The organism is Ancylobacter sp. (genome assembly GCF_965229075.1).
GTDB lineage: Bacteria > Pseudomonadota > Alphaproteobacteria > Rhizobiales > Xanthobacteraceae > Ancylobacter.
This window is the reverse complement of the sequence record NZ_CBDDIO010000002.1, coordinates 2,790,471-2,806,875: the sequence shown is the minus strand read 5'-3', so window position 1 is coordinate 2,806,875 and position 16,405 is coordinate 2,790,471. Positions and strand designations below refer to the sequence as shown.

Sequence of the window (16,405 nt, the reverse complement as noted above, 5' to 3'; positions counted from 1 at the left end):
TCGTGCCGGGGATGAGGGCTTCAGGATGGACGCCGCTCAGATTGCGTAATCGCCCGGCTGCTGCGCCGGCGGGGCCTTGGTGTCGACGCCCGGCCCGCCGGAGGCGAACAGGCGGGCGCGGTCGAGCCGCACCGCCACCTTCTCGCCAATCGGCACCCGCACCGTCGGGGCGATGTCGGCTTCCAGCACCGCATTGCCGACCGCGATCTCCACCCGACGAATGGCGCCGTGGCGGCGGAAGGCGCGCACCTGCCCCTTCAGCCCCGCCGTGCCCGGCAGACCCAGCGTCACATCGTGCGGGCGCACATAGAGCAGGCCCGGCCCGTCCGGCACGCCTTGGGTCGCGGCGGCGATGGCGGTGGCGCCGGCCAGCGCGACACCGTCCTTGACCTCGACCTCGATCCGGCTCGATTCGCCCATGAAGCCGAACACGGCAGCGGTCTCCGGCCGGTCATAGACATCGTCCGGCGTGCCGACCTGCTCGATCTTCCCCTTGCCCATCACCACCACGCGGTCGGCGAGTTCAAGCGCCTCCTCCTGATCGTGGGTGACGAACAGGGTGGTATGGCCGGTGCGGTCATGCAGTTCACGCAGCCAGCGGCGCAGTTCCTTGCGCACCAGCGCGTCGAGCGCCCCGAAGGGCTCGTCCAGCAGCAGCACCTTGGGCTCGATGGCGAGCGCGCGGGCGAGCGCCACGCGCTGGCGCTGACCACCGGAAAGCTGCGCCGGGAAGCGGCCGCCAAAGGCTTCCAGCTGCACCAGCGCGAGAAGGTCCGCCACACGCGAGCGGATCTCGGCTTCCGAGGGCCGCTCGGCGCGCGGGCGCGAGCGCAGGCCGAAGGCGACATTCTCCGCCACCGTCATGTGGCGGAACAGGGCGTAATTCTGGAACACGAAGCCGATGCCGCGCCGGCGCACCGGCACGGAAAGCGCGTCCTCGCCGTTGAACAGCACCCGCCCATGGCTCGGCTGCTCCAGCCCGGCGACGATGCGCAGCAGCGTGGTCTTGCCCGAACCGGAAGGCCCGAGCAGCGCCACCAGCTCGCTGGGCTTCACATCCAGCGACACGTTGGAAAGCGCCGGCGCGCCGCTGCCGAAGCTCTTGCCGACCTGGTCGATGGTGACGGCGACCGTCATGAATTCACTCTCATTAGATGTACTAACTGGAATTATCCGCAAGATATCTGAAAATTCGCCGCTGTGAAGCCCGCACCGCGCCCTGCGGCCGCCGGTGTGGCCCTTTCCCATGGCGCGGGGCGCCAAATTGGCGGTAAAAGCCGGGCTTCACCGGACCCGAGCCGCTCATGACCGCCACCGACGCCCCGCTGATTCTCAATCTCAATGGCTACACGCCCCTGCCTCCCGGCAAGGTGGCGGCGATCGTCACCATGCTTGAGATGACCGCCCCGCCGCCGCCGCTGCCGGAGCGCGCGAGCGAGGGGCTGACGCTGGAGCGCGTGCCCTGCCCCGATCCCGTCTGGTACCGCGACCTGTTCCGCCGGGTCGGCGAGGACTGGATGTGGTTCTCGCGGCTGCGCATGAGCGACGCCGAACTGGCCGCCATCATCCAGCACCCCGAGGTGGAGGTGCTGCTGCTGCGCAAGCACGGGGTGGAGGCCGGCTATATCGAGCTGGACGGCCGCGAGCCGGGGGAGATCGAACTCGCCTTTGTCGGGCTGGTGCCTGAGATGGTCGGCAGCGGCGCCGGGCGCTTCCTGATCAACCGGGCGCTCGCCCGCGCCTGGGCGCGCCAGCCCCGCCGGGTGCATGTTCACACCTGCACCAATGACAAGCAGGGCGCGCTGGCCTTCTACATCAAGGCGGGGTTCCGTCCCTATGCCAGCGCGGTGGAGATCGTCGACGACCCTCGCCTCTCCGGGCTGATGGCGCCCGGAGCATCGCCGCATGTGCCGGTCATTCGCCCGGCCGGCTGAGGTGGTTCAGGCGCCGAGCACGGCGCGGGCGCGGCCGGCAATGTTGCGCGGGGTCATTTCCACCGGCGCCTCGATCCGCTCGCGTTCGCCCAGCGCCTCGATCTTCTTGAGTTCGTCCAGCGCGTCGTCCAGCGCCAGACGCGCCTCGCTGAGCTGGCCTTTCAGCTCGTCGGCGGAGCGGCGCATATTGTCGCGGCGGGTGGCGGCGGCGCGGGCATAGGTGGAATAGGCGAAATGCTGGGTGTCGGTGATGCCCGAGCGCTCTTCCTCGGCGGCTATCTCGCGTTCGAGATCGCGCGCCATGCGGTCGAAGTCCGCGATCATGGTCTCGATCTGGGCGAGATGGCGGCGCTTTTCCTCCGCCTGGAAGCGCTTGAGGCGAATAAGGGTATCGAGCGACTTCATGGTCGGCATAACTCCGTTCCGTCGTCCGCCCGCATCCCCGATGGGCGCGACAAGGCGGCCGTCACGTACCGCCATCACGCTGCGGCAAAGCCATTTTCGACAACAGATATTGCCGCTTCCTTACTCTTTCGTCGGAAAAGGGTGCCCGGCTGGGGGAAAGCGCCGACAGGCCGCCGGATCGAAACGATTTGTTTACCGGGCTCATTAATGATCGCGATGTCGTCCGGTGGGGTCAGGCTTTCGCGAAAGCGGAGTCGAGAGACTCACTTAGGCACGCTTGTTAAGATTCGACTCTAAGGGCTGGGATCTGGAATTCCAATTTTCGAACAAACTCTTGGCGGAAGACTCGAAGATAATTCGGCTCACGCCTTGTGCTCGGGAATCGGTTTTTGTTACCCCTTGTCTCACGAGTAACGAATCGGTGTGTGTCGGCCGGGCGCGGGGTGGGGTCACGCTCGGCTTGAAAGAGTCGTGTTGAGCGCTGACCCCCCCGGGGCCATGGCGAGGGAAGGGGATTGGCATGCGCGTCTTGCTCATCGAGGACGACCGCGCGACCGCGCAGAGCATCGAGCTGATGCTCAAGTCCGAGAACTTCAACGTCTACACGACCGATCTCGGTGAAGAGGGCGTCGATCTCGGCAAACTCTACGATTACGACATTATCCTCCTGGACCTCAACCTGCCCGACATGTCGGGCTATGATGTCCTCAAGGGGCTGCGCGTCGCCAAGGTGAAGACGCCGATCCTCATCCTCTCCGGCCTCGCCGGCATCGAGGACAAGGTGAAGGGTCTCGGCTTCGGCGCCGACGACTATCTCACCAAGCCGTTCCACAAGGACGAGCTGGTCGCCCGCATCCACGCCATTGTGCGCCGCTCCAAGGGGCATGCGCAGTCGGTCATCACCACGGGCGATCTCGTGGTCAATCTCGACACCAAGACGGTCGAGGTCGCCGGCAACCGCGTGCATCTGACGGGCAAGGAGTACCAGATGCTGGAGCTCCTCTCCCTGCGCAAGGGCACGACCCTGACCAAGGAGATGTTCCTCAATCATCTCTATGGCGGCATGGACGAGCCGGAGCTGAAAATCATCGACGTGTTCATCTGCAAGCTGCGCAAGAAGCTGGCCAACGCCTCGCAGGGACACAATTTCATCGAGACGGTCTGGGGCCGCGGCTATGTGCTGCGCGACGCCGGCAACGAGTCGGACCGCCTGTCCGCCTGACCGCCCGCCTTTCCGATCCTCCCCGACTGAAAGCCCCGCCGCAAGGCGGGGTTTTTGTTTTGGGGCACCCTCCCGGAGCGGCCGCGTGGCCGTCCGGGAGAGCCTTCGACCTGCTACTTCGCGTTCTTCGCCAGCCAGGCCTTGAGGAAAGCGATCTCGCCCTCCTGCGCCTTGATGATCTCTTCCGCCAGCGCCCGCAGCTCCGGGTCCTTGCCGTGCTCCAGCTCGATCCGCGCCATGTCGATCGCCCCCTGATGATGGGGGATCATGCCGCGGGCGAAGTCGATATCGGCATTGCCGGTGAAGGGAATGGCCATGCCCTCATGCATGCGGGCATTGGCGGCCTCGAAGGCCTGGGTCGAGGGGGCCGCGGCGCTCATGTGGGCGCTGTGGTCCATTTGGCTGTGGTCCATGCCCGGCACGGGGGTGGTCGCCTGCTGCGCCAGCAGCGGCATGGGCAGGGCAAAGCCGGCGGCGAGCAGCGCCGCGCAAGGGGTACGGTTCATGTCGAAAATCCTCTGATGGTGGGAAAGCGGCCGCTCCGGCCGCGCGAAACCGATCAGAGAAGGCGCGGCGGCGGCACCGGGATCGGCGGGGCGAGGCCCGCCCGCGTCGTCTCCGCCGCCACGGCCGGGCGTGCGGACACCGCCTCCGGCACCGGCAAGGCGGGCGCAGCGAGCGGGGGCACCACGGTCTGGGTCAGCACGCAGCACAGATGCGACGCCGTCGGCTTTTGCGTGGGGGCGACGGAGGGTGCCGCCTGCGCCGTCTCCGACGCCGTCTCGTGGCACGGCAGGACGGGGTCGGATGCCGCCAGATCCGGCGCTGCCATCGCCCGCGCGGCCGCGACCGGGCTCGCCAGAGCGGCGCCCAGCGCGCACAGCGCCAGCAGCAGGCGGAGCAGTCGAAGCCGCATCATCCCTCCGGTGACGGCCGGCCGCAGCCACGGGGCCGATCGAAGCGTCAGGCTAGCAAGCCCGGCCCGGAGAGGACAGAGCGGGCTCATCCGGATGGCGCAAGCGTGATCGGGCGTCAGCGCCCCGGCGCGCTTTGCAGCAGGGCGAGTACCAGCGCCACCGCGTCGCCGGCCGGCACCACCGCCTCGAAGCCCGGCGGCGCGGCGACGGCAGCGGTCGACAGCCCGATGCGCCGGCCCGGCCCGGCGGCAATTCCGGTCTCACACCCCTCGCCATAGGCGTCGAGGTCGAACAGGATCACGTCGAAGCGTTCGCCCATCAGCCGCGCCGCGCGCGGATCCTCGGCCAGCGACACCTCATGCCCGAGGGAGCGCATGAGCGCGCGCAGCGCGGTGCGGGCGGCGCCGGCCGGCGCCGTCACCAGCACGCGGGAAGGCGTGGCGCGCGGCGCCTGGGTGCTGGAAGGCTCCAGCAGCCGGTAGCGCCCCTGCGCCGTGGCGAGAAAGCGCAGCCCGCCCACACGCTCGATCCGGCCTTCCGGCGCCAGCCCGACAATCTCGTCGACGATCACCACCTCGCCCTCGCCGCCAAAGGCCAGCAGCATGCGCCGGGCCGGGGCGCCGGCCGTGGGCAGAAGCGCGATGCCCGGCACCTTCTCCAGCGCCGTCACCGTCTTCAGCGAGGCGACGCGCACCGCCTCCATCTGCGCCCGTCCGGCGCGCACCAGAAGATGCGCCGTGTCGGTCTCCGGCGCGGCGGCGGCGGGGCGCTTCATCGCCACACCGAGCGGCAGCGCGACCATGGCCGCGCGCGTGCCGTCGGCCAGCAGCGCCATGCCGTCCACCAGATCGGCACCGCTGCCAAAGCGCGGCCGCCAGCCCGGCGGCAGGCTCTCCACCCGCGCCGTCTGCGCCTGCAATTCACCTTCCACCAGCACGGCGGCGCGCACCTTGCCGCCGCTGCCGAGCAGCAGCAGCGTGCCCGTGGTGGCGCGCAGCGGCGCCACGCCCATGCGGGCGGCGAGATGAATGAGCGGCAGGCCGCTGGAGGCCAGCGTGCCGGTCTGGGTCATGGCGAGCAGCCGCGCCCAGCGCGCGCCGCTCACCGTCATGGTGTCCATCACCTGGGAGGCGGCGAAGGCGAGGCGCAGCCCGCCAAGGGCGAAGGCCATGATCTCGACGCGCGCTGCCGCCGGGCGCGGGGCGGCGCGGGCCGGCTCCGGGCGCGGCGCGGGGGCGCGCAGGCTCGCGGCGATGCGGGCGGCTTCGCGGGAAACGGGGCCGCGCGGGGCGGCAGGCAGGGAATCGACGGGGAACATGGGCGACCGGCACTACGGGACAGGACACACCGACCTTTCGGCCTGCGAGCGTCAGTTTCCACCGATACCGTTAATGTCGTCTGAACCTTCGGGAAGGTGTCCCGCCCGCCGTCGCGGTTTCGCCATAAACCGGCGGCGCGGCCTCAGCCGCGCGCCACGAGAATCGTCACCGTGTCGCCCGCATGGGCGAGCTCGATGCCATAGCCGGTCGCCCGCGCCAGCAGGCCGGTGTAATGCGGCTGAATGGCATGGGCGTCGAGCGCCGCGCCCTCCTCGGCCGGGTGCCCGGCCAGCAGCGCCACGAGATGCGGGGGAATGCGGGAATGGCTGCCCTGGGTGGTGAGGCGGAAACCGCCCTCCTCGCCCGCGCCGTTCTCTTCCACGCCGATGCGCCCGCCGCGCGGAATGGTCGAGGTGGCGACCACCAGCAGGTTGAGCAGCAGCTTCACCTTGTTTTTCGGCGCCAGCACGCGCGGCAGTTGCCAGGTCAGCGTGGTGCGGTCGTCTTCCAGGAAGCCGCGCGCCACCTTTTCCGCGTCGCCGGTGTCGATCTGCGCCCCGGCCGAGCCGGCGGCGCCGAAGGCGAGGCGGGCGAATTGCAGCCGGGCGGAGGCCTGCCGGGCGCTCTTGGCGATGAGGTCGAGCGCGAAGCTCTTCATCGCCGGGTCGTCCTCGTCTTCCAGCACTTCCAGCCCGTTGACGATGGCGCCGACCGGACTGATCACGTCGTGGCAGACGCGCGAGCACAGCAGAGCGGCGAGGTCGAGCTTGTCGAGGTCGATGGCGGTCGTCATCGCGTCCCTTGCGAAGAGCTATGGCGGGATCGCCCGCCCGGAAATCGCGCCGGCCCGTGTGGCCGGCATCGCCGGGTGTGATACACCGCGCTCCCATGGAGGCCAACCGTTTCTCCCCCTCCGCTCTCCCGTTCCAGCCGGAAACACGCGCGCAATGTCCTCTCTTCCCCCGCACCTGCCGCCCGCCCTCAGCCTGCTCTCCGCCCTCGCCGATGCGGCGCTGAAGGCGGGAGAGGTCATTCTGCGCATACGCGCCGAGGGGCTCGCCAGTGGGGGCCTCGCCAGTGCGCGCAAGAGCGACGAAAGCCCTGTCACCGCCGCCGACCTCGCCGCCGAGGCGATCCTGCGCGAGGAACTCGCCCGCCTGCTGCCGGGCGTGCCCGTCATCGCCGAGGAGGCGGTGGCGCAGGGCAAGGGCGAAGTGCCGGCCGACACGTTCCTGCTGGTCGATCCGCTCGACGGCACGCGCGAATTCATCGGCGCCAGCGGCGAATTCACCGTCAATATCGGGCTGGTCGAGGCCGGTGTGCCCAGCGTCGGCATCGTCCTCGCCCCGGCGGTGAACAAGCTCTATGCCGGCGCCACCACCGCAGAGGGCGGCCTCGCCTTTCTCGGCGGCAACGACGCCGCGCCCGCCAGCTGGACGCCGATTCGCTGCCGGCCGATGCCGGAAAAGGGGCTCATCGCCGTCGCCAGCCGCTCGCATCTCGATCCCGAGACCTCGGCCTTCCTCGCCAATCTCGACATCGCCGAATCGATCAGCTGCGGCTCGGCGCTGAAATTCGGGCTGGTGGCGGAAGGGCGGGCCGATCTCTATCCGCGCTTCGGCACGGTGTGCGAATGGGATGTCGCCGCCGGCCATGCGCTGGTGCGGGCGGCGGGGGGCAGCGTGCGCCGGCCCGATGGCAGCGCCCTGCCCTATGCGCGCACCCAGGCGGACTACCGGGTGCACGGCTTCATCGCCCGCGGCCGCGAGGTGTGAGGAAGGGTCGCCGGGCCACACCCGCCCCGCTTCCGCCCTTTTGGGCCGGCCATGCCTTTCTCTGGTCGCACTCCATGCTATTGATAGGCACGCGGTGCCGGTTGCCCGGGTCCTGAAACGGGCCCGTCACCCGCGGCGCCCTGCCTGTCGAGATCAAACGCGAGACCGTCCATGCCGACCTTGCGCGCCCTTTATGCCTGCTTCGCCCTTCTCTGTGCCCTGCCCTTCCTCGCCCCGCCTGCGGTGGCGCAGCAGGCCGGCGGCACCTACTCCACGGACGAACTGGTGGAGAAGGGCCATGGCTTCTTCGGCGAGGTCTCGCGCGGCCTCGCTCTGTCGATCGAAAAGGCGGTCAGCCAGTGGGGCCAGCCCAATGGCTATATTCTCGGCCAGGAAGGCTCCGGCGCCTTTGTCGGCGGCCTGCGCTATGGCGACGGCACGCTCTACACCCGCAATGCCGGCGACCTGAAGGTGTACTGGCAGGGCCCCTCGCTCGGCTGGGATTTCGGCGGCGACGGCGCCCGCACCATGATCCTTGTGTACAACCTCAACGGCATCAACGACATTTACCGGCGCTTCGGCGGCATTTCCGGCTCGGCCTATTTCGTCGCCGGCTTCGGCATGACGGCGCTGGCCTCCGACAATATCGTCGTGGTGCCGATCCGCTCCGGTGTCGGCGTGCGCCTCGGCGCCAATATCGGCTATCTCAAATTCACCCCCTCGGCGACGTGGAATCCGTTCTGATCCTCCCACCGAATGCCGTGCGGCCGGGCTAGCCCGGCCGTTTTGGTATCTGTAACCTGTTGGCTCCCTGGCCGGCCGTCCCGCTCCGGACCGCCGCCGCGTTGTGAGGTGAAATCACCGCATGATCGAAGCGATCATGTATTGCGCCATCGGCTTCCTGGCCGCGACCCTGCTGGCGCTGCTGACGCTGCCGGCCGTGTGGCGCCGGGCGGTGCGGCTCACCCGCAAGCGGATCGAGGGCGCGATTCCCGTCTCCATCGCCGAGGTGCAGGCCGACAAGGACGAACAGCGCGCCGTTTTCGCCGTCGGCATCCGCCGGCTGGAGATGGAGGTGGAGCGCCAGCAAGTTCGCACCGCCGCGCAATATGGCGAGATCGTCCGCCAGGCCGAGGCCCTGCGCCTGCGGCAGGACACGATCGACCGCCTCTCCACCGATCTCGACGCGCTGCAGACCGAACATGCCAGCGTCTCCACCCATCGCGACCATCTGCTGGCCGAGCTGGAGACGACCACCAGCGCGCTGGAAGAAGCCCGCGCCGCGCTGCTGCACACCCGCGCCGAGCTCGCCCGCACCCGCGACGCCTTCGAGGACACCCGTTCGCGTGAGGAGGGGCTGCAGATCGAGCATGTGGCGCTGACCACGCTGCGCGACACGCTGAAAGACCGCATCCACGAACTCGACCGCCAGCTCGTCGCCGCCAACGCCCATCTGGCGAGCGAGCGCGAGACGGTGCGCACCACAAGCGAAAGCCTCGCAACCGAACTGCGCCGGAACCACGCGATGAAGGACGAACTGGCCAAGGTGCAGGACACTCTCGCCGACGCTCTCACCCGCGCGCAGGAAGAACGCGCCGCGCTGCAGGAGCGGATCGAACGGCTCACCGCGCTCGCCGCCGCCGTGCCGCAGGCCGCCAATGGCGCGGCGGAAAACGGCACGGACGCGGCGGCGCTGCTGCGCGAGCACATCAGCGACATCGCCGCCGGGGTCGCCCATCTCACCGCCCGGCTGGAAGGCCCCGGCTCGAAGATCGAGGCGCTGCTGGCCGAGCACACGCGCGTGCCCGGCGCGCCGCCGAGCCTCGCCGACCGCATTCTCGACCTCAAGGCCGCTGCCGAACGCTCCGAGGCCGAGCGCGCCGAGGCCGAGGCGCCGGTCACCCCGCCCGCCCCCGCCCTCATCGAGGCGGTCGTGGCGGAAGAGGCCCGCCCGCAGGGCCGCGCCGCCGCCGGCTGAGCCCATCCCCGCCGGCCGCGACCGGCGGAGAAACCAACGGACCGGGCAACATAAGCCCGGCCGCCCTCCCGGGACGAAACGCATCAAGGATACGCCATGAATCTCGCCCGCCTGCTCCGGGCCCGCGCCGATGCCGGCCGGCCCGTCCGTGTCGGCCTCATCGGCGCCGGCAAGTTCGGCTCCATGTTCCTCTCGCAGCTGCGCACCACGCCGGGCCTGCATCTGCTCGGCATCGCCGATCTCTCTGTGCCGCGCGCCCGCGCCGCGCTGGAGGCGACCGGCTGGGACGCGGACGCCGTCGTCGCTTCTTCCTTCACCGAGGCGCTGGGCACCGGCCGCACCATGCTCACCGATGACGCGGCGGCGCTGATCGCCACCGACGGGCTCGACGTGGTGGTCGAAGTCACCGGCAGTCCCGCCGCCGGCGCCGCCCATGCGCTGCTGGCGATCGAGCATGGCCGCCACGTCGTCATGGTCACGGTGGAGGCCGACGTGCTGGTCGGCCCGCTTCTGGCCGAGCGCGCCCGCAAGGCCGGCGTCGTCTATTCCATGGCCTATGGCGACCAGCCGGCGCTGGTGTGCGAGATGGTGGACTGGGCCCGCACCTGCGGCTTCAACGTCGTCTGCGCCGGCAAGGGCACCAAATACCTGCCGAGCTTCCACCGCTCGACGCCCGACACGATCTGGAGCCTCTACGGCCTGACGCCCGAGCAGGCGGCCGAGGGCGGGATGAACGCGCAGATGTTCAACTCCTTCGCCGACGGCACCAAATCCTCCATCGAGATGGCCGCCATCGCCAATGCGGCCGGGCTGAAGGCGCCCTCCGACGGGCTGCTGTTCCCGCCCTGCGGCGTCGACGACCTCGCCACCATTCTCCGCCCGCGCGCGGCCGGCGGCATTCTGGAGCATTCCGGCACGGTGGAAACCGTCTCCTCGCTGGAGCGCGACGGCCGCCCGGTGTTCCGCGACCTGCGCTGGGGCGTCTATGTCGTGTTCGAGGCCGATCCCAGCCCGCGCGGCGACTATGCCCGCCGCTGCTTCAAGGAGTATGGCGTGGTGACGGATGCCTCCGGCCGCTACACCGCGCTCTACCGGCCCTATCACCTCATCGGGCTGGAACTGGGCGTCAGCGTCGCCTCGGCGGCGCTGCGCCAGGAGCCGACCGGCGTGACGGAAGCCTTCAACGCCGATGTGGTGGCGGTGGCCAAGCGCCCGCTCAAGGCCGGCGAGACGCTGGATGGCGAAGGCGGCTTCACCGTCTGGGGCAAGCTCTTCCCCGCCGCCACCTCGCTGGCACGAGGCGGCCTGCCCATCGGCCTCGCCCATCACGTCACCCTCACCCGCGACATCGCGGAAGGCGAGATCGTCGGCTGGGCCGATGTCGAGGTGAAGGACAGCCCCGCCGTGCGCCTGCGCCGCGAAATGGAGCGGAGCTTCGCGAGCGCGGTCTGAGCGGCGGATTCTGCTAGACCTCCGCACGTCATCCCGGCAGCCGAAGCGGAAAGCCGGGATCGCGCTCATACTTCGCGGAAAGCGATCCCGGATTGACGCGCTGCGTCGTCCGGGATGACGCGCCACCCTTTCCCTCATGCCGGGGGCAGGCGCGGGGAGGATGCCCCTTCGATGGGAACGAGGCGCCTCTGGACATCGCGCCCGGCCACTCCTTCATGTTGCACCGCAGGGCGGATGAGGTTACGAGGGGGTACGAATCTGGACCCGGTGAAATCCCGGGTGGCTCTTCCGGCCGCCGATCCGCCGGACCACGCACATGCAGCGCCCGCCTTCGCCGCCCCTCGGGGCGGAAGCCCGCTCTTTTGCGAAAGACCTCATGACTCCCATTCAGAAGTACCGCCGCGACTGGACCGCCAATGTCTGCGGCGATGTCCTCGCCGGCATCGTCGTCGCCCTTGCCCTGATTCCCGAGGCCATCGGCTTTTCCGTCATTGCCGGCGTCGACCCCAAGGTGGGGCTGTTCGCCTCCTTCGCCATCGCCTGCGTCTCCGCCGTGGTCGGTGGCCGCCCGGGGATGATCTCCGCCGCCACCGCCGCCACCGCTGTGGTGATGGTCAGCCTCGTGCGCGACCACGGCCTGCAATATCTGTTCGCCGCGACCATCCTGATGGGGCTGATCCAGCTTCTCGCCGGCTTGCTGAAAATCGGCCGCCTGATGCGCTTCGTCTCGCGCTCGGTCATCACCGGCTTCGTCAACGCGCTCGCCATCCTCATCTTCATGGCGCAGCTGCCGGAACTAATCGGCGTGCCGGTCGAGACCTACCCGATGATCGCGGTCGGACTCGCCATCATCTATCTCTTCCCACGCCTGACGAAGGCCGTGCCCTCGCCGCTGGTGGCCATCGCCGCGCTCACGTTGTTCGCGTGGTGGAGCGGGATGGACCTGCGCACGGTCGGAGACCTCGGCGAGTTGCCCTCGGGCCTGCCGGTGTTCACGCTGCCGGCCGCGCCGCTCACGCTGGAGACGCTGCAGGTCATCCTTCCCTATTCGCTCACTCTGGCGGCCGTAGGCCTGTTGGAATCGCTGCTCACCGCGCAGATCGTCGACGACATGACCGACACGCCGAGCAACAAGAGCCAGGAATGCATCGGCCAGGGCACCAGCAACATTGCCTCGGCGCTGATCGGCGGCATGGGCGGCTGCGCCATGATCGGCCAGTCGGTGATCAACGTCACCTCCGGCGGGCGCGGGCGGCTCTCCACCTTCGTCGCCGGCGCCTTCCTCTTGTTCCTGATCCTGGTTCTCGATGACCTCGTGCGCATCATCCCGATGGCGGCGCTGGTGGCGGTGATGATCATGGTGTCGATCGGCACCTTCTCCTGGCGCTCGCTGCTGGAGCTGCGCAGTAACCCGCGCTCCTCGTCCATCGTCATGCCGGCAACGGTGATTACCGTGGTGGCGACGCATGACCTCGCCATCGGCGTGCTGGTCGGCGTGCTGCTTTCCGGCGTGTTCTTCGCCGGCAAGGTGGCGCGGCTCGTCAGCGTCGGCGAGGTGATCGACGCGGCGACCGGGCGCCTCACCTTCGTCGTCGAGGGACAGATCTTCTTCGCCTCCTCCGAGGCGTTCCTCGCCGCCTTCGACTTCGACACCCCGGCGCGGGACGTGGTGATCGACCTCACCCACGCGCATTTCTGGGACATCACGTCGATCGGCGCGCTGGACAAGGCGGTGCTGAAGTTCCGCAAGGCCGGCGCCCGGGTGGAGCTCATCGGATTGAACGAGGCGAGCGCCACCATGGTCGACCGCTTCGCCCTCCACGACAAGGCCGGAGCGCGCGTCGCGACGCCACACTGACGCGGCGGCGCCTCTGGACATCGCGCCCGGCCTCGCCTATCTCTGCGCCACGGTCTGCAGTTCACCGAGGCGTTGCCGCCCCGCAAGGGGAGCTAAACCTGCTCAATACCCGCACCCCGCACTTGTCCTTGTGCCCGGTCGCAAGACGGCAACCCCGACATTTCCTCGCGAAAGGGCACCAACGAGGATAAGTCATGTCGCGACTCCATCTGGCCTATGAGGCGCCGGATATCTCTGCGCTCGCCCGCACCCTGCATCAGGGCCTTGCCGCGCTCGACCGCCCGCCGGGCCATGTCGAACTGCTGAATCTGCTGGCGCGGGGCGCCGGTTACCGCAATTTCCAGCATTTGCGGGCCGACGCGCAGGCGCGCGGCCGGTTGTCAGCCGCCCCGCCCGAACCGCCGGCGCCGGCGGACCACACACGCTGCGAAAAGGCGCTGCGGCTGTTCGATCCGCAGGGCCGTCTGCTGCGCTGGCCGAAGAAGCGCAACCAGCAGATCCTCTGCCTATGGCTGCTGTGGTCGCGCCTGCCGAGCGGCGAGACCTTCCCCGAGCGGCGGATGAACGAACTGCTCAACGCCGAGCATCTGTTCGGTGACTACGCCCTGCTGCGGCGGGAAATGGTGGAATTCGGCCTGTTCCGCCGCACGCCGGACGGGCGGGAATATGCCCGCATCGAACGCGAGCCGCCTCCGGAAATGGCCAAGCTCGCCGCCCTGCTGCGCCAGCGCCGGGCCGCCGGCTGAGGCCCCCTCGCAGCCCCCATGCCCGGGCGTGACCCGGGCACCCGGAAGACTGGGAGGGCCTGCGCCAAGCCTGGGTCTTAGGCGCGTGGGGAAAGTCTGGATCCCCGGGTCAAGCCCGGGATGAGGCGCGGCAAGGCGCGGCAGCCCCTACCGCGTCGCCAGCACCCATTCGCGGGCGCGGGCTTCCGGGTTGGCGTTCAAGAGAATGTCGGTGACGACGGCGAGGCTGTCCGCCCCCGCCTGCCGCACGCCCGGGGCGCGCTCGATGGTGAGGCCGCCAATGCCGACCAGCGGCAGGTCGCCGATCCGCTTCTTCCACTGCGTCACCCGCTCCAGCCCCTGCGGCGCCCAGCGCATCTTCTTCAGGATGGTGGGGTAGACCGGGCCGAGCGCGACATAATCCGGCCCCGCCAGCAGCGCGGCTTCCAGCTCCGCCTCGTCATGGGTGCTGATGCCGAGCTTGAGCCCGGCGCGGCGCATCGCCGGCACGTCGGCCTCGGCAAGGTCCTCCTGACCGAGATGGACGAAATCGCAGCCGAGCTCGATGGCGAGCTTCCAGTAGTCATTGACGATCAGCTGCGCGCCATAGCGCGCGCACACCTCGCGCGCGGTGGCGATCTCGCGCCGCAGCTCGGCCTCGTCCATGTCCTTGGCGCGCAATTGCAGCAGCTTCACCCCCTGCGGCAGCAGGCGCGGCAGCCAGGAGGCGCGGTCGACGATGAGATAGAACGGATCGAGCTTCATCACGCACTCACGCTTGGTTTTCAGGAGCCGACAAAGGCCCGGCCCATTACGGGGGTGGACGGCGCCGCCATGTCGCGCACCTCCATCGGGTCGGCCAGCACCGCCTCGCGGCCGGCCGCGATGGCGGCAGCGAAGGCGCGGGCCATGCGCACGGGATCGCCGGCCTTGGCCACCGCCGTGTTCAAGAGCACGGCGTCATAGCCGAGTTCCATCGCCGCCGCCGCATGCGAGGGCACGCCGACGCCGGCATCCACCACCAGCGGCACGCCGGGGAAATGCGCCCGCATCGAGCGCAGCCCATAGGGGTTGTTGAGCCCGCGCCCGGAGCCGATCGGCGCGCCCCAGGGCATCAGCACCTCGCAGCCGGCGGAGAGCAGCTTCTCCGCCACGACGAGGTCTTCCGTGGTGTAGGGGAACACCTGGAAGCCGTCGCGCGAGAGGATGCGCGCCGCCTCCACCAGCCCGAACACGTCGGGCTGCAGCGTGTCGTCCTCGCCGATCACCTCCAGCTTCACCCAGGGCGTGCCGAAGAGTTCGCGCGCCATCTCGGCGGTGGTCACGGCTTCCTTCACCGTCTTGCAGCCGGCGGTGTTGGGCAGCACCTTCACCCCGAGATCGCGGATCAGCTGCCAGAAGCTCTGCCCCGCCTTCGCCGCGCCGGATTCGCGCCGCAGCGAGACGGTGACGATCTCCGCCCCCGAGGCGCGGATCGCCTCGGCAAGGATCGCCGGGGACGGGTATTGCGCCGTGCCGAGCAGCAGGCGCGAGGAGATTTCCGTGTCGTAGAAGGTCACCTTGTCGGTGCCGATGTCGGTCGTCAGGCCTGTCATCGCATCCATGGTTCATCCACCCTGCATGGGGGCGAGGATTTCCACCCGGTCGCCATCGGCGATCGGGGTCGCCATGCGGCGCGCGGCCCTCACCATGTCGCCATTCACCGCCGTCGCCACGATGGCGTCGGCGAGTTCGAGTTCGGCCAGAAGCTCCGCCAGCGTGGCGGCGTCGGTGCTGGCCGGCTCACCATTGACGATGATCTTCATCCATCACCTCCGGGAAATAGGCCCCGTCAAACGCCAGTTCCGCCGCCCGGCGCGCCAGAGCGGGGGCGGCGAGGAAACCGTGGCGGTAAAGGCCGTTCACATAGATCGTGTTGCCGCGCTTGCGCAGGCGCGGAAGGTTGTCCGGGAAGGCCGGGCGCACATCCGCGCCGATCTCGACGATCTCCGCCTCGCCAAAGGCGGGGTGCAGCGCATAGACCGCGCCGAGCAGCTCCAGCATGGAGCGCCCCGTCACCCGGCCGCGCTCGTCATTCTCGATCGAGGTGGCCCCGATCATGAAATGTCCGTCGCCGCGCGGAACGATATAGACCGGGATGCGCGGGTGCAGCATCCGCACCGGACGGCTGAGCGCCACCTCGGTGGAATAGAGCACCAGCATCTCGCCCTTCACCCCGCGCAGGTCGGCGAGCGTGTCGCGCGCCGCCAGCCCGCGGCAATCAACCACGAGGTCGGCCTCATCGGACGCGCCGGCCTCATCGTCCACCTCATCGAACCCATCGGCCTCGAAGCGGAAGGTAACCTGATACTCGTCGACCAGCCGCCGGGTCAGCGCCGCCAGCGCCTTGCGCGGCTCAAGATGCGCCTCGGTGGGGAAGAACAGCCCTTGGTCGAAACGGCCCTGAAGATCGGGTTCGAGTTCGCCGATCCGCGCTCCGTCAACCCATTCAAAATGCTCGGTTCTTCGCGAAAACCGCCGAAGATCGGCGAGATCGCGCGGCTGGGCCAGCACCAGCGAGCCCTCATTGGGCACATCCGGCACCGCCACCTGCCAGTAAGCCTTTGATTCCAAACCAAGATCGACGATCAACGGCTCCGCGCTCTCGCGCTCGCACCACGGCGCCAGCATGCCGCCGGCATACCAGGAACAGCCCTGCCCCGAACCGGGGCGGCGGTCCACCACGGTCACCTGCGCGCCGCGCAGCGCAAAGGCATGGGCGCAGGTGAGCCCGGCCACGCCCGCGCCGACCACCTTCACCCGCATGGCGTTGGCCGTGGG

The 16,405-nt window shown here is 69.4% G+C and carries 18 protein-coding genes and 1 other annotated feature; of the genes, 8 read left to right on the top strand and 10 right to left on the bottom strand.

Features of this window, described 5'->3' with window-relative positions; all coding sequences use genetic code 11:
• Positions 1 to 36 precede the first annotated feature (36 nt).
• Positions 37 to 1,137: a sulfate/molybdate ABC transporter ATP-binding protein gene (locus ACO07Z_RS19185; RefSeq protein ID WP_421700171.1), complete on the bottom strand. Its 1,101-nt coding sequence runs from the start codon at positions 1,135 to 1,137 to the stop codon at positions 37 to 39.
• 167 nt (positions 1,138 to 1,304) lie between these two features.
• Between ACO07Z_RS19185 and ACO07Z_RS19180 the strand changes: the two genes are divergently transcribed.
• Positions 1,305 to 1,934 carry a GNAT family N-acetyltransferase gene (locus ACO07Z_RS19180; RefSeq protein WP_421700170.1) on the top strand — a complete coding sequence of 210 codons (630 nt, stop codon included), beginning with the start codon at positions 1,305 to 1,307 and terminating at the stop codon, positions 1,932 to 1,934.
• Between the two features lie 6 nt (positions 1,935 to 1,940).
• On the opposite strand, the gene ACO07Z_RS19175 is transcribed toward ACO07Z_RS19180, so the two are convergent.
• Positions 1,941 to 2,339 (bottom strand): flagellar export protein FliJ, encoded by a 399-nt coding sequence (locus ACO07Z_RS19175; RefSeq protein ID WP_421700169.1) that lies wholly within the window; start codon positions 2,337 to 2,339, stop codon positions 1,941 to 1,943.
• A 520-nt stretch (positions 2,340 to 2,859) separates the two neighbouring features.
• Between ACO07Z_RS19175 and ctrA the strand changes: the two genes are divergently transcribed.
• Positions 2,860 to 3,561, top strand: coding sequence for a response regulator transcription factor CtrA (gene ctrA, locus ACO07Z_RS19170; RefSeq protein WP_091435836.1), 702 nt, complete (start codon positions 2,860 to 2,862; stop codon positions 3,559 to 3,561).
• A 113-nt stretch (positions 3,562 to 3,674) separates the two neighbouring features.
• On the opposite strand, the gene copM is transcribed toward ctrA, so the two are convergent.
• From copM to chpT, 4 genes are all read right to left on the bottom strand, one after another.
• On the bottom strand, positions 3,675 to 4,067 hold the full coding sequence (copM, locus tag ACO07Z_RS19165) for a CopM family metallochaperone (protein WP_421700168.1): 393 nt from the start codon (positions 4,065 to 4,067) through the stop codon (positions 3,675 to 3,677).
• A gap of 53 nt (positions 4,068 to 4,120) precedes the next feature.
• Positions 4,121 to 4,477, bottom strand: a complete 357-nt coding sequence (locus tag ACO07Z_RS19160) for a hypothetical protein (protein WP_421700167.1) — start codon at positions 4,475 to 4,477, stop codon at positions 4,121 to 4,123.
• Between the two features lie 116 nt (positions 4,478 to 4,593).
• Complete coding sequence (locus tag ACO07Z_RS19155) at positions 4,594 to 5,796, bottom strand: chemotaxis protein CheW (RefSeq protein ID WP_421700166.1); 1,203 nt, start codon at positions 5,794 to 5,796, stop codon at positions 4,594 to 4,596.
• 143 nt (positions 5,797 to 5,939) lie between these two features.
• Entirely contained in the window at positions 5,940 to 6,590 is a 651-nt protein-coding gene (gene chpT, locus ACO07Z_RS19150) for a histidine phosphotransferase ChpT (protein WP_421700165.1), read from the bottom strand.
• Between the two features lie 154 nt (positions 6,591 to 6,744).
• Between chpT and ACO07Z_RS19145 the strand changes: the two genes are divergently transcribed.
• The 6 genes from ACO07Z_RS19145 (at position 6,745) to ACO07Z_RS19120 (ending at position 13,606) form a co-directional block, all read left to right on the top strand.
• Complete coding sequence (locus ACO07Z_RS19145; RefSeq protein ID WP_421700164.1) at positions 6,745 to 7,572, top strand: 3'(2'),5'-bisphosphate nucleotidase CysQ family protein; 828 nt, start codon at positions 6,745 to 6,747, stop codon at positions 7,570 to 7,572.
• A gap of 171 nt (positions 7,573 to 7,743) precedes the next feature.
• Entirely contained in the window at positions 7,744 to 8,316 is a 573-nt protein-coding gene (locus tag ACO07Z_RS19140) for a DUF1134 domain-containing protein (protein WP_421700163.1), read from the top strand.
• A gap of 121 nt (positions 8,317 to 8,437) precedes the next feature.
• Positions 8,438 to 9,550 (top strand): hypothetical protein, encoded by a 1,113-nt coding sequence (locus tag ACO07Z_RS19135; protein ID WP_421700162.1) that lies wholly within the window; start codon positions 8,438 to 8,440, stop codon positions 9,548 to 9,550.
• A 96-nt stretch (positions 9,551 to 9,646) separates the two neighbouring features.
• Entirely contained in the window at positions 9,647 to 11,002 is a 1,356-nt protein-coding gene (locus tag ACO07Z_RS19130) for an NAD(P)H-dependent oxidoreductase (protein WP_421700161.1), read from the top strand.
• Positions 11,003 to 11,259: 257 nt separating this feature from the next.
• Positions 11,260 to 11,315 (top strand) — a sequence feature (sul1 is cis-regulatory element that is thought to sense ions involved in sulfur or methionine metabolism; They are found in Alphaproteobacteria).
• A 63-nt stretch (positions 11,316 to 11,378) separates the two neighbouring features.
• A complete protein-coding gene (locus ACO07Z_RS19125) occupies positions 11,379 to 12,860 on the top strand; it encodes a SulP family inorganic anion transporter (RefSeq protein ID WP_421700160.1) in 1,482 nt (493 codons plus the stop codon).
• A gap of 194 nt (positions 12,861 to 13,054) precedes the next feature.
• Positions 13,055 to 13,606, top strand: a complete 552-nt coding sequence (locus ACO07Z_RS19120) for a DUF2087 domain-containing protein (protein ID WP_421700159.1) — start codon at positions 13,055 to 13,057, stop codon at positions 13,604 to 13,606.
• A 147-nt stretch (positions 13,607 to 13,753) separates the two neighbouring features.
• Here ACO07Z_RS19120 and ACO07Z_RS19115 read toward each other — a convergent pair whose 3' ends face one another.
• Genes ACO07Z_RS19115 through thiO form a run of 4 tightly spaced genes read right to left on the bottom strand, consistent with a single transcriptional unit; the run spans position 13,754 to position 16,390 of the window.
• Positions 13,754 to 14,350, bottom strand: a complete 597-nt coding sequence (locus ACO07Z_RS19115) for a thiamine phosphate synthase (protein ID WP_421700158.1) — start codon at positions 14,348 to 14,350, stop codon at positions 13,754 to 13,756.
• Between the two features lie 20 nt (positions 14,351 to 14,370).
• Positions 14,371 to 15,189: a thiazole synthase gene (locus tag ACO07Z_RS19110; RefSeq protein ID WP_421700157.1), complete on the bottom strand. Its 819-nt coding sequence runs from the start codon at positions 15,187 to 15,189 to the stop codon at positions 14,371 to 14,373.
• 3 nt (positions 15,190 to 15,192) lie between these two features.
• A complete protein-coding gene (thiS, locus tag ACO07Z_RS19105) occupies positions 15,193 to 15,390 on the bottom strand; it encodes a sulfur carrier protein ThiS (protein WP_421700156.1) in 198 nt (65 codons plus the stop codon).
• Entirely contained in the window at positions 15,368 to 16,390 is a 1,023-nt protein-coding gene (thiO, locus tag ACO07Z_RS19100; RefSeq protein WP_421700844.1) for a glycine oxidase ThiO, read from the bottom strand. Before thiO ends, thiS begins: the two co-directional genes overlap by 23 nt.
• Positions 16,391 to 16,405: the final 15 nt, after the last annotated feature.

Bases quoted from the DNA above. Each gene is read 5' to 3' on its own strand.
- chpT (WP_421700165.1), bottom strand. From the start codon at position 6,590: ATGACGACCGCCATCGACCTCGACAAGCTCGACCTCGCCGCTCTGCTG.
- ACO07Z_RS19110 (WP_421700157.1), bottom strand. From the start codon at position 15,189: ATGGATGCGATGACAGGCCTGACGACCGACATCGGCACCGACAAGGTG.
- ctrA (WP_091435836.1), top strand. From the start codon at position 2,860: ATGCGCGTCTTGCTCATCGAGGACGACCGCGCGACCGCGCAGAGCATC.
- copM (WP_421700168.1), bottom strand. From the start codon at position 4,067: ATGAACCGTACCCCTTGCGCGGCGCTGCTCGCCGCCGGCTTTGCCCTG.
- ACO07Z_RS19180 (WP_421700170.1), top strand. From the start codon at position 1,305: ATGACCGCCACCGACGCCCCGCTGATTCTCAATCTCAATGGCTACACG.
- ACO07Z_RS19115 (WP_421700158.1), bottom strand. From the start codon at position 14,350: ATGAAGCTCGATCCGTTCTATCTCATCGTCGACCGCGCCTCCTGGCTG.
- ACO07Z_RS19125 (WP_421700160.1), top strand. From the start codon at position 11,379: ATGACTCCCATTCAGAAGTACCGCCGCGACTGGACCGCCAATGTCTGC.
- ACO07Z_RS19155 (WP_421700166.1), bottom strand. From the start codon at position 5,796: ATGTTCCCCGTCGATTCCCTGCCTGCCGCCCCGCGCGGCCCCGTTTCC.
- ACO07Z_RS19160 (WP_421700167.1), bottom strand. From the start codon at position 4,477: ATGCGGCTTCGACTGCTCCGCCTGCTGCTGGCGCTGTGCGCGCTGGGC.
- thiS (WP_421700156.1), bottom strand. From the start codon at position 15,390: ATGAAGATCATCGTCAATGGTGAGCCGGCCAGCACCGACGCCGCCACG.
- ACO07Z_RS19185 (WP_421700171.1), bottom strand. From the start codon at position 1,137: ATGACGGTCGCCGTCACCATCGACCAGGTCGGCAAGAGCTTCGGCAGC.
- ACO07Z_RS19140 (WP_421700163.1), top strand. From the start codon at position 7,744: ATGCCGACCTTGCGCGCCCTTTATGCCTGCTTCGCCCTTCTCTGTGCC.
- thiO (WP_421700844.1), bottom strand. From the start codon at position 16,390: ATGCGGGTGAAGGTGGTCGGCGCGGGCGTGGCCGGGCTCACCTGCGCC.
- ACO07Z_RS19120 (WP_421700159.1), top strand. From the start codon at position 13,055: ATGTCGCGACTCCATCTGGCCTATGAGGCGCCGGATATCTCTGCGCTC.
- ACO07Z_RS19135 (WP_421700162.1), top strand. From the start codon at position 8,438: ATGATCGAAGCGATCATGTATTGCGCCATCGGCTTCCTGGCCGCGACC.
- ACO07Z_RS19175 (WP_421700169.1), bottom strand. From the start codon at position 2,339: ATGAAGTCGCTCGATACCCTTATTCGCCTCAAGCGCTTCCAGGCGGAG.
- ACO07Z_RS19130 (WP_421700161.1), top strand. From the start codon at position 9,647: ATGAATCTCGCCCGCCTGCTCCGGGCCCGCGCCGATGCCGGCCGGCCC.
- ACO07Z_RS19145 (WP_421700164.1), top strand. From the start codon at position 6,745: ATGTCCTCTCTTCCCCCGCACCTGCCGCCCGCCCTCAGCCTGCTCTCC.